Raw genomic sequence first — 13527 nt, forward strand, 5'->3', positions numbered from 1 at the left:
CACTCGCCGGCCTTGAGCTTCTGCGCGCGCACCGAGGCGTCGGTGTTGATAGCGAAGATCAGGTTGTCGACCTTCACCTCGTCCGGCTTCCAGTAGTCCTTGTTGCCCTTGAAGCGGATCTGCGCATCCTTCTGGTAGCGGCTGAACACGAACGGGCCGGTGCCGATCGGCTTCTGGTTGATGTCGCTGGCCTTGCCCTGCTTGAGCAGTTGCGCGGCGTATTCGGCGGACTGGATCGATGGGAAGGGCATCGCCAGGTTCTGGATGAAGGCCGCGTCGACCTCGTTGAGGGTGAACTTCACCGTATGCTCGTCGAGCTTCTCGACCCTGGCGATGTTCTTGTCCAGGCCCATGTCGGTGAAGTAGGGAAACTCGGTGGGGTAGGCCTTGCGGAACGGATGATCCTTGTCGAGCATGCGTTCGAAGGTGAACAGCACGTCGTCGGCATTGAATTCGCGGGTCGGCTTGAAGTAGTCGGTACTGTGGAACTTCACGCCCTTGCGCAGGTGGAAGGTATAGGTCTTGCCGTCGTCGCTGACGTCCCAGCTTTCCGCGAGGCCGGGAAGGACCTTGGTGCCGCCGCGCTCGAACTGGGTCAGGCGGTTGAAGACGGTTTCCGCCGCGGCGTCGAAATCGGTACCGGTGGTGTACTGGGCGGGATCGAAGCCGGCCGGGCTGCCTTCCGAGCAGAAGATCAGGTTGCTGGCGAAGGCCTGGGGAGCGGCGGCGACCAGCGCTGCGCCGAGCAGCGAGGGAATGATCGCGGAGCGGATGACGGCGTTTCTACGCATGGAGTGACCTCTGGTTATTTTGATTGTCTGCGAGGGACAGCCTCGTGAGCTGTCTTGCGCGAAGCTATGCAGGGCATGTGCCGGCCGCAAGCGTCGAGGTCGGTTCAGTGTAGATGTTGTTATCCGTTTGAAAGGGAATGTCGCATTTTCGAATTTGCGCAAACGCGACGCAGGCCGCGTTTGCTGCGCGAGAGACAGTGGAAACGCAAGAGGCAGCCCGGAGGCTGCCTCTTGTGGTGCGCGCCGACCGGATCAGGGCATCTGCACCTCGATCACACCGTCGGCGTTGACCGTGACCTGGCTGGTCCCGGCCTCGATCTCCGGCGCCTGGGCGCCACCGAAGCTGGCGTCGGCCTTCATCGCCGCCATCCGCATCACCGGGTACGGGCGCGGTGCGCCGGCGCTGTTCACGCTCAGGCTGACCAGCTTGTAGCCCTTGCCGCCGAGCGCCTCGGTGAGCAACTGGGCGCGCTCCTTGAACGCGTCCACGGCGCCTTTCATCAATTGGTCCTCGTTCTTCTTGCGGGTCGCATCGGCGATGCTGAAGTCCATGCCGCCCATCTTCAGCTTGCCCAGCAGGTCGGCGGAAAGCTGGCCGAGGGCGGCGAAGTCGGAGCTTTCCAGGCGCAGCTCGGCGCGCTCGCGCCAGCCGGTGATCTTCTGGCCCTTGTCGTCGTAGACCGGATAGCTGTTGCGACTGCCCAGGCTGATGGTCACGCCCTTGACCTTGCGCGCGTCGGCGACGGCGGCGTTGAGGACGCTGGTGGTCTCGGCGGCGAGCTTGGCCGGATCGCTGCCCTGGTTTTCGCTGTAGAGGGTGACCTGCATCAGGTCGTGGGCCACCTGCTGGCTGACTTCGGCGTGCAGCGAGACCTGGTTGTAGCGCGGCGCTTCCTCGGCGACGGCCGAGAGGCTGGCGGCGCAGAGGGTGACGGCGGCGGCCAGGCGGGAAATCGCAGACATTGGGCAACTCCTTGTACTAAGGCTGAATTCACACTGTAGAGCATCGTTCCGGCAGGCGCGGCAAACACGCCTATACGCCAGTCTTGGACCATGAGACGAAGGCTTTTCCCGGAACGGGTTAGGCGATTTCGGAAAAAACGTGAAATTTACTGATCTGAGCCCTGACAGCGCTCGGCGAAACAGGGCAGGATGGCGACCTGCGAGGTTTCTGAGTCACTTTGCCGCAGAGTTGCCGACAGCGTCTTGGCTATACTCGCGCTTATTCCGGAAGAAAACATGCGCGCACCGGTTTTCCTGCTCTCCGCCAGTCGCCAGAACCTTGGCCGTCTGCTCCTCATCCGTATTCTCGTGCTGGCCGCGCAGGCCGGCTCGGTGGGTTTCGCCTGGCTCTCCGACCTGTTGCCGCTGCCGTGGCTGGCGCTCGGCCTGACCCTTGGCCTGTCCGCCTGCCTGATCCTGTTCACCGCGCTGCGCCTGCGCGCGCCGTGGCCGGTGACCGACCAGGAGTACGCGGTACAACTGGCCTGCGACCTGATCATCCACAGCACCTTGCTGTATTACTCGGGCGGCTCGACCAACCCCTTCGTCTCCTATTACCTGGTACCGCTGACCATCGCCGCTGCGACCCTGCCCTGGATCTACTCCATGGTGCTCTCCGGCCTGGCCCTGACTGGCTACACCCTGCTGCTGATCTGGTACCACCCGCTGCACCTGCAGGCGGTTCAGCACGAGGCGATGCTGATCAACCTGCACCTGTTCGGCATGTGGCTGAACTTCGCCCTGTCGGCGGCCTTCATCACCTTCTTCGTGGTGAAGATGTCCGAGGCCCTGCGCTGGCAGGCGCACATGCAGGCCGAGCGGCGCGAGGAAAGCATGCGCGACCAGCAGTTGCTCGCGGTGGCCACCCAGGCGGCCGGTGCCGCGCACGAACTGGGTACGCCGCTGGCGACCATGAGCGTGCTGCTCAACGAGCTGCGCCAGGAGCGCCCGCAGGACCCGACCCTGCAGGAAGACCTGGCATTGCTCCAGGAACAGGTCAAGCAGTGCAAGCACACCCTCCAGCAACTGGTACGGGCGGCCGAGGCCGACCGTCGTCAGGCGATCGAGGAGCAAAGCGCCGCGGAATGGCTGGAATCGGTGCTGCGCCGCTGGCACCTGATGCGTCCGGAGGCTTCCTACCGCTACCAGTGCCTGGGCCTCGGCTCCGCGCCGCGCCTGACCCCGCCGACCGACCTCAGCCAGGCTCTGCTGAACCTGCTGAACAATGCGGCGGACGCCTGTCCCGACGACCTCGACATCCGCCTGGACTGGGACAGCAGCAGTATCTGCCTGAGTATCCGCGACCACGGCGTCGGGGTGCCCCTGGCGATCGCCGAACAGATCGGCAAACCGTTCTTCACCACCAAGGGCAAGGGCTTCGGCCTCGGCCTGTTTCTCAGTCAGGCCAGCGTGACCCGCGCTGGTGGAACGGTGAAGTTGTATAACCACGAAGATGGCGGCACTCTGACCGAACTGCGCTTGCCGCGCAGCTACGGAATGGCTTGAGTGATCCGTCTGAGAGGCCCTGCCTATGTCTGAAGAGCTGCTCTTCGAAGGGGAAGAACAACCCCATCTCCTGCTGGTGGACGACGATCCCACCTTTACCCGGGTCCTGGCGCGGGCCATGAGCCGTCGCGGCCTGCGGGTCAGCACCGCCGGCTCCGCCGAGGAAGGCCTGGCGCTGGCCCAGCAGGACACGCCGGACTATGCCGTGCTCGACCTGAAGATGGAAGGCGACTCCGGCCTGGTGCTGCTGCCGAAGCTGCTGGAGCTGCACGCGGACATGCGGGTGGTGATCCTCACCGGCTATTCCAGCATCGCCACCGCGGTGGAGGCGATCAAGCGCGGCGCCTGCAACTACCTGTGCAAGCCGGCGGATGCCGATGACGTGTTGGCCGCGCTGCTCTCCGAGCACGCCGACCTGGACACCCTGGTGCCGGAAAACCCGATGTCGGTGGATCGCCTGCAATGGGAGCACATCCAGCGCGTGCTCGCCGAGCACGAGGGCAACATCTCCGCCACCGCCCGCGCCCTGGGCATGCATCGACGGACCTTGCAGCGCAAGCTGCAGAAGCGGCCGGTACGGCGCTGAAGCGTAAATGACAACGGGGGCGCCGCATGGCGCCCCCTATACTTTCCGCTTTCCGTCGAATCGCGGTGGATTTCGCACATTCCGCCGGTCGCCGGGGATATCCAGCGGACAGCGCAATCGTTAAGATGCAACTTTCATGAATCGCACGACCAGGGATTGATCATGCGTATCTTCGGTTCGAGTGCCGGCTGCCTGTCGGTGCTGTTCGGACTGGCCTTCGGGCTGCCTGCACTAGCCGAGCCTTCGGTGGACCTGGATGGTCCGACGGCAGGCTGGCGCTATTCCGGCCTGCTCGAGCAGCCCGATGCCCCGCGTGTCGCCTATCCGACTCCGCCCATCGATCGCGGCGGCCAGCGCGGCCGCAGCCTGATCGAAGGACACCTGCGCGAACTGGTCGGCACCGAGCGCGCCCAGCGCCTGGTGGTCAACGGCAATCCTCTCCCTCTCTATACCGACGGCGCCGGGCGCTTCGTCCGCCCCTATGCGTTCGGCCACGGCTCCAACGGCGTCCAGGTCGGCAGCGCCGACGGCAAGATCCTCAAGCGCGTACAGTTCTACGAGGCCAATCGCTCCCAACTGCCGCCGCGCGTGCGCGTGGTGCTGGGTTGGGACGATCCGAAGGCCGAGCTCGACCTGCATATCGTCACCCCCGATGGCCAGCACGCCTACTGGGCGCATCCGCGCCTGAGCAACAGCGGCGGCCTCGATCCGGACGGCGTCGACGGGCCCGGCCCGGAGATGTTCACCATGGGCGCGCCGCTGCACGGCACCTACCTGATCTACGTGAACTACTGGGGCAACCTCAACAACCAGGGCTACAACTTCCAGGCCGGCAGCAACGTACAGGACGTGATCACCGCGCAGGTCAACCTGGTGTTCAACGAAAACAGCGTCGACGAGAAGCACGAGACCTTCGTCGTGCCCCTGCGCACCATCGGTGACCTGGTGCTGGTCAAGACCTTTACCTACTGAAGCATCCCCTCGTACGGATGACACGGGATTAGCGAACCATGAGCGAGAACAACACCCCCAGCCCTGCCAACGGAACCCCTGCGCCCGCCGCTGCGCGCACCCGAAGCGCCCTGTGGCCGGTGCTGGGGATCGTCGCCGCGCTGGCCGCCGGCGGTGTGCTGGCCTGGCAGATGGGCTGGCTGGAGCGGCTCGGCGGAGGGCGCCCGGCCGAAGAGGACCTCGGCCAGCCGATCGGCGCCCAGGCACCCGCGGACGCCGACGCGCCACGTGCCTACCGTGACCTGCGCAAGCCCGACGCGCTGATCGAGAGCGTGTCGCTGAGCCGCCTGCCGAAGGAAATCCTCGAGGTGCCGTTGCTGCGCGATACCCTGACCGAGGACTTCGTCTTCTATTACGAGAACAATGGCGACCGCCTCGGCCTGACCGGTACGTTGCGGCGGATCATCTACGAGCACGACCTGACCCTGAAGGACAGCCTGGTCGAGGAACTGCTCGACCAACCGGCCCAGGTCGCCCTCTGGCGCGGCGCCGACGGCCGCCTGCGCGACTTCGTGGTGGTGCTCAAGCGCGGCGGCCTGGCGCGGGTGCTCGAGCCGCTGGCCCATATCGCCGCCGACGACCAGCAGTTGCGCAAGGTCGGCGAGCTGGCGGGAACCTCGGTCTATCGCCTGCGCTACGGCAACGACAAGGCGATGCTGTTCCTGTCCAAGGGCGACCGGCTGTTGTTGCTGTCGAACCCTCGGATGCTCTTCGACGATGGTGGCGAGAGCGACGACAGCCCGCTGAACGCTCCGGCCAGCGAAGACCTGGAGGCACTGCTCGACGGCGACGAACTGTTCCCCGAGCGCTTCGGCCTGCCGGGCCGCGGCGAGCTGCGCCAGCGCATCACCCTCAATGCCAGCGTCCTGGCCATGGGCTACCAGCGCTTCATCCCGAGCTTTGCCGGGGTGCGCTTCGAGAAGGGCGAGCAGGGCTGGAGCAGCTACCTGGCGCTGAACGAGGTGGAACGCCAGCCGCCGCTGGACTTCGCCCCGGTCTGGCAGGCCATGCCGATGGGCGCCAGCGCCTGCGTGGCGCTGCCGGTCACCCCCGGCCTGTACGGGGTGATGCTGGAGCGCCTGGGGGCCGAGCAGAAGATGGCCCAGGCCTTCTCCGAGCATCTCAGCGGCGCCGCCGGTCTCTGCTGGTACGCCAGTTCGCGGCTGCATTCGCCGCTGCTGGTGGGCCAGTTGAGCGCGCCGGCCAGTGCCGAACTCGACGACGAGCTGGGCAAGCTGTTCGGCCGTGTGATCGGCGCGAAGGAAGCCAAGGTCGAGGGTGGCAGCTTCCCGGTGGAAGACCGGGTGGATGGCCAGACCCGCCGCTGGACCCGCCAGGTCAGCTCGAACTTCGGCGCCTATCCGGCCAGCCAGGCGGACAACCCGGACAGCATCAGCGGCCGCGCGTTCTTCCGCATCGGCATGGCGCGCCATGGCCAGACCCTGCTGTTCTCCCTCGACGACCAGTTGCTCGGCAAGGCCCTGGACACCCTCGACAAGCGCTATCCGCCGCTCGCCGAGGTGTTGCCGAAGGATGCGCTGGTACCGGCCTACCTGGCGCCGCAGCCGCTCTCCGAACTGCTGCAACGGGAAACCCTCGACAGCCTGCCGCAGGACATGGAGCCGGTATTCCGCAATGCCGCCGACACCTACCTGATGCCGCGCCTGAAAACCCTCGCCGGCAAGGGCAGCTACGCCCTCGGGCTGCCTGCCGGAAGCCAGGCCAACGCACCGTGGCAATGGCTGCCGCTGGAATGGCGGTCGCTGTGAGACGCCTGACTGCCTTCGGCCTGGCGCTGCTCCTGCTGGCCAGCGGCGTTGCCCGCGGCGAGCCCGCGGTAACGCTCGACCCGCAGCAATCGCAGGTATTCCGCGCCTGGTTCGTGCGCATCGCCCAGGAACAGTTGCGCCAAGGGCCGAGTCCGCGCTGGCACCAGCAGGACTGCGCCGGCCTGGTGCGCTTCGCCGCCAACGAGGCGCTGAAAGTCCACGATGGCAAGTGGCTGCGCGCCAACGGCCTGTCCAACCGCTACCTGCCCCCGGAGCTGGCGCTCAGTCCCGAGCAACGGCGCCTGGCGCAGAACTGGCAGCAGGGTGGCGGCCAGGTCGGGCCCTACGTGAATGCGATCAAGCTGGTGCAGTTCAACAGCCGGCTGGTCGGTCGCGACCTCAACCAGGCGCGTCCCGGCGACCTGATGTTCTACGACCAGGGCGACGACCAGCACCTGATGATCTGGATGGGCCGCTCCATCGCCTATCACACCGGCAGCAGCACCCCGACCGATAACGGCATGCGCTCGGTCAGCCTGCAACAACTCATGACATGGAAGGACACCCGATGGATCCCCGACGAATCCAATCCCAACTTTATCGGCATCTATCGGCTGGCTTTCCTCTCTCAATGAATCGCGTCCCAGTGAAGACCACAGCAATGAGCAACCTGCGCCGTTTCAGCCGTAGCCTGGCGGTCGCCGCCCTGGTCCTGCTGCCGTTCGCCGCCGTCCAGGCGGAAGACACGGTGGAACCGAGCGGCTACACGCCGATGGCCGGCGAATCCTTCTTCCTGCTCGCCGACAGCAGCTTCGCCACCGACGAGGAAGCGCGGGTCCGTCTCGAAGCGCCCGGCCGCGACTACCGGCGCTACCGCATGGAGCCCTATGGCGGGGTCGACGTGCGCCTGTACCGGATCGAACAGCCGCTGGAGTTCCTCAAGCGGCAGAAGAACCTGCACCGGGTCCTGGCCGAGGGACAGTTCAAGGGCGAAGGCCTGTCGAACACCCTGGCCTATCTCTGGGACAACTGGTATCGCAAGTCGCGCCGGGTGATGCAGCGCGCCTTCTCCTACGAGTCGCGGCAACAGGTCACCGAGGCGGTGCCCGAGCTGAAGATGGGCAACGCCATGACCGCGCCGACGCCCTACGACGCTCAGCCGCAATACGCGCCGATTCCCGGCCTGCCGCTGGTCAGCCAGTTCCGCTATCCGCTGTGGGACGCCAAGCCCATCGAGCCGCCGCAGGACGTCAAGCTGGCCGGTTCCTCCAGCGAGTTCATCAACGTCGTGCCGGGCAATGTCTACATCCCGCTGGGCAAGCTGAAGCCGGGCCTGTACCTGGTCGAGGCGCTGGTCGGCAAGTACCGCGCCACCACCGTGGTGTTCGTCTCCAACAGCGTGGCGGTGAGCAAGGTCGCCGGCGACGAGCTGCTGGTCTGGACCGCACGCAAGCACGAAGGCACCCCGGTGCCCGACACCAAGGTGCTGTGGACCGACGGCCTGGGCGTGATGAGCAGCGGCAATACCGACGCCGACGGCCTGCTGCGGCTCAAGCACGCCAGTCCGGAGCGCTCCTACGTGATCGGCGAGGACCGCGAGGGTGGGGTCTTCGTCTCCGAGAACTTCTATTACGACAGCGAGATCTACGACACCAAGATCTACGCCTTCACCGACCGCCCGCTGTACCGGCCGGGCGACTGGGTCTCGTTGAAGATGGTCGGCCGCGAGTTCAAGGACGCCCGTCAATCCCAGGCCGCCGCCAGCGCGCCGGTGCGCCTGAGCGTGATCGACGCCAGCGGCACGGTATTGCAAAGCCTGGACCTCCGCTTCGACGCGAAGAGCGGCGCCAATGGCCGCTTCCAACTGCCGGAGAACGCCGTCGCCGGCGGCTACGAGTTGCGCTTCGACTACCGCGGGCAGACCTACAGCAGCGCCTTCCGCGTCGCCGAATACATCAAGCCGCACTTCGAAGTCTCCCTCGACCTGGCCAAGCCGGACTTCAAGACCGCCGAGCCGGTGAAGGGCGAGATCGTCCTGCTCTATCCGGACGGCAAGCCGGTGGCCAACGCGCGCCTGCAACTGAGCCTGCGCGCCCAGCAGTTGTCGATGGTGGACAACGAACTGCAGTATCTCGGCCAGTTCCCGGTGGAACTGAGCAGCACCGAACTGACCACCGACGGCAAGGGCCGCGCCGCCATCGAATTGCCGCCGGCCGAGAAACCCAGTCGCTACATGCTGACCATCTTCGCCAGCGACGGCGCCGCCTACCGGGTCAAGACCAGCAAGGAGATCCTCATCGAGCGCGGTGCCGCGCGCTACCGCCTGAGCGCGCCGCAGCGCTTCAGCGCCGCCGGCGAGAAGGTCGAGTTCAGCTATGCCAGCGAACAGCCGACCCCGCTCAAGCCGAGCAGCTACCAGTGGATCCGCCTGGAGGACCGCGCCACCGACAGCGGTCCGGTCGCCGACGGCCGCTTCGCGCTGGCCTTCGAGCGCCCCGGTACCTATTCCGTGGAGCTGCGCGACGACAAGGGCCAGCTCCTTGGCGCTACCGGCCACTCGGTGAGCGGCGAGGGCGTGAAGTCGGTGCCGGGCACCGTCGAGGTGGTGTTCGACAAGCCCGAGTACCGCACCGGCGAGGAAGCCTCCGCACTGATCACCTTCCCCGAGCCGGTGGAGGATGCACTGTTGTCCCTGGAGCGCGACAAGGTCGAGGCCACCGCCCTGCTGTCCAAGGGCGCCGACTGGCTGCGCCTGGAAAAGCTCAATCCGACCCAGTACCGCGTGCGGATCCCGGTGCGCGAGGAGTTCTCGCCGAACCTGACCTTCTCGGTGCTCTACACCAAGGGCGGCGACTACAGCTTCCAGAACGCCGGGATCAAGGTCGGCATGCCCCAGGTGGAGATCGACATCGCCACCGACAAGGAGCGCTACGAACCGGGCGAGACGGTGACCGTGACCCTGGCCACGCGCTTCGCCGGCAAACCGGTTTCCAGCCACCTGACCGTCAGCGTGGTGGATGAGATGGTCTATGCCCTGCAGGCGGAGATCGCCCCCGGCATCGACCAGTTCTTCTACCATCCGCGGCGCAACAACGTGCGCACCAGCGCCAGCCTGGCCTTCATCAGCTACGACGTGGCGTTGCCCGGCAGCACCAGCGCACCCGGACGGGCGAATCGCAGCGAGCGCGGCGTCAAGGTACTGGAGCGGCCGCGCCGCGAGGACGTCGACACCGCCGCCTGGCAGCCGGAGCTGGTCACCGACGCCCAGGGCAAGGCCAGCTTCAGCTTCCGCATGCCCGACTCGCTGACCCGCTGGCGGATCACCGCACGGGCCATCGACGACAACGGCCAGGTCGGCCAGAAGAAGCAGTTCCTTCGCTCGGAGAAGCCGCTGTACCTGAAATGGAGCGGGCCGACCCGCTTCCGCCAGGGTGACCAGCCCGACCTCGGCCTGTTCGTCTTCAACCAGGGCGAACAGCCGGTCAAGGCCGAGCTGCTCAGCGGGCCGCCTGGCAGCCAGCGCAGCCAGCCCCTGGAGCTGGCCAAGGGAGTCAACTACATTCCGCTGGCGCAACAGCCGCTCAGCGATGGCGACTGGAGCGCCGAGCTGCGCCAGGACGGGCAGGTCCGCGACCGCCTGGCGGTGCGCTTCAACCTGCTGGCCGACGGCTGGCAGGTGGAGCAGGCGCAGAACCTCAGCCTGGCGGCGGCGAGCAACCCGTTGCAACTGCCGGCGGACGCCCGCGACGTACGCCTGCGCCTGGCCGATGGCCCGGCCGCGGCCTACCTGGGCAATCTCGATGATCTGCTGGAGTATCCCTACGGCGGCGTCGAGCAGACCGCCAGCCAACTGCTGCCGCTGAGCATCGCCTATCCGGCGCTGGCCGGCGGCGAGCCGCGGATTCGCGACCGCCTGCGCCTGATCATGCAGAACAGTCGCCTGCGCCTGGTGCAGATGGCCGGCCCGGACGCCTGGTTCGCCTGGTGGGGCGGCGACGTCGATGGCGACGCTTTCCTCACCGCCTACGCCTACTACGCCGACTGGTACGCCAGCCGCGCACTGGAGATCCAACTGCCGGCCGAACACTGGCAGCGCATCCTCGAGCCCTACGCCAAGCAGGCGACGCAGACCCCGCTGCTGCAGCGCGCGCTGATCCTGGCTTTCGCCCGCGACATGCAGTTGCCGGTGAACACCCTGCTCGGCGGCCTGCTCAACGATCTGGCCAACGCCGGCGAAGGGCAGGCGCGCGCGGAGCCGCTGGAGGCCGACGACGGCCTGGTGCTGGGCGACCCGGACTCGGCCGTCGGCCTGGCCGCCGCGCGAGTGCTGGCGGTGGACCTGGCACGGCATCTGCGGGTTGCGGTGCCCGCGCCGCTGGCCGCCCAGGCCGAGACGGCGACGCAGCGCCTGCGTGAGGCCGGCTTGCCGTTCACCGATGCCTTGCTGGCCTCTCGCTCGGCCGTGGACGGCCAGCAGGCCAGCGCTCTGCTGCAACGCCTGGCGCCGGCGCAATCGACCCTGGAACGCGCCCTGGCCCTGACCTGGCTGCAGGGCGCCCTGGCCCAGGCGCCGCAGGGCAAGCTGCCGCAGCCGCCGAAGGACTGGCAGGCGCAGCGCGGCGCCACCGGCGAAACCTACTGGCAATGGCGCGGCCGCGGCATTCCGAGCTGGGTCGACCTGGACGAGGCGCCGGCCCGGCCGTTGCCGGTTGCGCTCAGCTACCGCAGCGCCCAGGCGCCGAGCGGGCAACTGCCGGTGCAGATCAGCCGTCGCCTGCTGCGCCTGGTGCCCGGCGAGGGGGCGTTCGAGTTCAAGGTCGAGGAGGTCGGCGACAAGCCGCTTTCCAGCGACGAACTGTATCTCGACGAAGTGACCCTGACCGTTCCGGAAGACACCGCTCTACGCTACGGCATGCTGGAACTGCCGCTGCCGCCCGGTGCGGATGTCGAGCGCACCACCTGGGGCATCAAGATCAGCGGCCTGGCCGGCGACGAAGCGACCACCCTGGAGCGCGCGCGCAACGAACCGGGCGAGTTGTTCTACGGGGTGCCGGTGGACAGCCTGAGTGGCGAGCAGCGTTTCCGTCACCTGGTGCGTTTCTCCCAGAAAGGCAGCTTCAACCTGCCACCGGCCCGCTACCTGCGTCTCTACGCGCCGGAACAGCAGGCCCTGGAAGCCAAGCCGGCGCTGGCCAAGGTCAAGGTCGAGTGATTGCGTTGCGCGCCTGGCTGGTCCTGCTGTGCGCCGTGCCGTTGCTGCTTCGCGCAGCGGAGGCGCCGGTCCAGCTGGCCTGGCGCACGACCCAGGGCTACGAACTGGTGAGCCTGGATCGCCAGCGGGTGCTCGAGCGCCGGCCGTTGCCGGCCGATTTGCAGGCTCCGCTGGGCAGCCTGTGGAAACTGTTCGTCTTCGCCTGGCTGAGCGACACCGGCCAGGCCGAGCCGCCCTATACCTGCCAGGGGCGCAGCCGCGAGGAGGTCTACTGCTGCGAGAATGGCCAGACGATCGGTCGTGACCGCGCCCTGGTGCGCTCCTGCGGGCTGTATTTCGAGCCGCAGCGCCTCGCCTTGCGGCCGGAGGCCTGGCGCGGCTACTGGCAGGCGCGCCAGGCACCGGCCTGGTTGCTCGATCTGGAACGGCTGCAACCGCAGACGCGGGTGCCGGTTAAGGAGCTTCTGGAGCAGTTGCAGCAACTGCCGGCCCAGGGCGAGGCGCGGCGGGTACTGCTCGATGTGGCGTTGCAGGCCGGCGACGGCCATGCCGTGGCCAGCCTTGGCGGCCGCCTGCGGGTGAAGACCTGGAGCTGGCTCGACGACCATGACCCGCAGGCGCGCCAGGGCGGTTTCGCCGGCTGGCTGGTCGATGGAACGCCGCTCTGGCTCGGCGGCCCGGGAACCAGCAAGGTGATTCTGGACCGCTACGCCGAGGTGCTCGGGCGCTTCCTGCCGAGTCCGTGGCCGGCCGATCCGGGCCGTTGCGTGGAAGTGAACCTGTTCAGCCGCTATCCGCTGCGCTCGGTCAGCGATCCCTCCGGCCACCCGGCCGCCGAAGGCCTGCTGCATGGTCCGCAGCAAGTGCTCTTCGCCAACGGCAATCGACTGGACATCGCCAGCGCCGGCGACCTCTTCCTGCAACGGGTGGATGGCGTGCCGCGCCTGGTCGCGCGGGTTTCGCGCGAAGAGTACGTGGCGCGGGTGCTGGAGCGCGAAGCCTCGGCGCAGCCGAAGGAAGCCGCTCGCGCGCTGGCGGTGACCATTCGCACCTATCTATTGCAAAACGCCGCGCCGCGCGGCGAATGCCTGGCCATCGATGACAGCAGCCAGCGCCAGCGCGTGGCGCCGCGCCCGGCCAGCGCGCCGACGCGGCAGATCGCTGCCTGGAGCGCCGACCTGGTGCTGGCCGGGGCGACCGTCAACTATCACTCCGACCAGCCTGGTCCGGCGCGCCTGTCCTGGAAGCACGCGGTGGAGCAAGCCGGGCAGGGACTGGGCTACGACAGCATCCTCGCCCAGGCTTTCCCGCGCAGCAGCCTGAGCCGCTGGGACAACCCGGTGGCCGCCTGCCAGTCGTTGCCGGCTGCCGAAGACTGGCTGCGCAAGCAGCGCCGGCAGTGGCGCGAGCGCCTCGACCGAGAGCCCGGCTACGAGGAGATTCAGAGTTTTTCCGTGTGCCGCCTGGCTTCCGGGCGGCCCTATGTCGATCGCGAGCGCGAACGCATCTTCGTCCGCGGCCTGTATTCCCTACAGGAACGCCTGGACCTCACCCACGAATACCTGCACCTGGCCTTCCGCGCCCATCCCAGCGGCCAGGACGAAAACTATGTCGAAAGCCTGGCCCGGCGCCTGCTACTGGAATGACTCC

General features: G+C 67.4%; 9 protein-coding genes. 7 read left to right on the forward strand and 2 right to left on the reverse strand.

Features of this window, described 5'->3' with window-relative positions:
• Together HMPREF2716_RS12620 and HMPREF2716_RS12625 are read right to left on the reverse strand one after the other, a co-directional pair.
• Window positions 1-791: ABC transporter substrate-binding protein (locus HMPREF2716_RS12620; RefSeq protein ID WP_256548118.1), on the reverse strand; the 791-nt coding region annotated here is incomplete at its 3' end.
• Window positions 792-1043: 252 nt separating this feature from the next.
• Window positions 1044-1754 carry an SIMPL domain-containing protein gene (locus HMPREF2716_RS12625; protein WP_003094423.1) on the reverse strand — a complete coding sequence of 237 codons (711 nt, stop codon included), beginning with the start codon at window positions 1752-1754 and terminating at the stop codon, window positions 1044-1046.
• A 276-nt stretch (window positions 1755-2030) separates the two neighbouring features.
• Here HMPREF2716_RS12625 and HMPREF2716_RS12630 point away from each other — a divergent pair, with 276 nt between their 5' ends.
• From HMPREF2716_RS12630 to HMPREF2716_RS12660, 7 genes are all read left to right on the forward strand, one after another.
• Window positions 2031-3299: an ATP-binding protein gene (locus HMPREF2716_RS12630; protein ID WP_003094421.1), complete on the forward strand. Its 1269-nt coding sequence runs from the start codon at window positions 2031-2033 to the stop codon at window positions 3297-3299.
• Between the two features lie 25 nt (window positions 3300-3324).
• Complete coding sequence (locus HMPREF2716_RS12635; protein ID WP_003106283.1) at window positions 3325-3885, forward strand: response regulator transcription factor; 561 nt, start codon at window positions 3325-3327, stop codon at window positions 3883-3885.
• A gap of 162 nt (window positions 3886-4047) precedes the next feature.
• A complete protein-coding gene (locus tag HMPREF2716_RS12640; RefSeq protein ID WP_003094417.1) occupies window positions 4048-4857 on the forward strand; it encodes a YfaP family protein in 810 nt (269 codons plus the stop codon).
• Window positions 4858-4895: 38 nt separating this feature from the next.
• Complete coding sequence (locus tag HMPREF2716_RS12645) at window positions 4896-6665, forward strand: DUF2138 domain-containing protein (RefSeq protein ID WP_004352865.1); 1770 nt, start codon at window positions 4896-4898, stop codon at window positions 6663-6665.
• Window positions 6662-7300 (forward strand): DUF1175 domain-containing protein, encoded by a 639-nt coding sequence (locus tag HMPREF2716_RS12650; protein ID WP_003112865.1) that lies wholly within the window; start codon window positions 6662-6664, stop codon window positions 7298-7300. Before HMPREF2716_RS12645 ends, HMPREF2716_RS12650 begins: the two co-directional genes overlap by 4 nt.
• A gap of 26 nt (window positions 7301-7326) precedes the next feature.
• A complete protein-coding gene (gene magD / locus HMPREF2716_RS12655; protein WP_023518079.1) occupies window positions 7327-11877 on the forward strand; it encodes an alpha-2-macroglobulin MagD in 4551 nt (1516 codons plus the stop codon).
• Window positions 11874-13523 carry a YfaQ family protein gene (locus tag HMPREF2716_RS12660; protein WP_023119051.1) on the forward strand — a complete coding sequence of 550 codons (1650 nt, stop codon included), beginning with the start codon at window positions 11874-11876 and terminating at the stop codon, window positions 13521-13523. Before magD ends, HMPREF2716_RS12660 begins: the two co-directional genes overlap by 4 nt.
• The last annotated feature ends 4 nt before the right edge of the window (window positions 13524-13527 follow it).

Source organism: Pseudomonas sp. HMSC076A11 (assembly GCF_001810205.1).
GTDB lineage: Bacteria > Pseudomonadota > Gammaproteobacteria > Pseudomonadales > Pseudomonadaceae > Pseudomonas > Pseudomonas aeruginosa.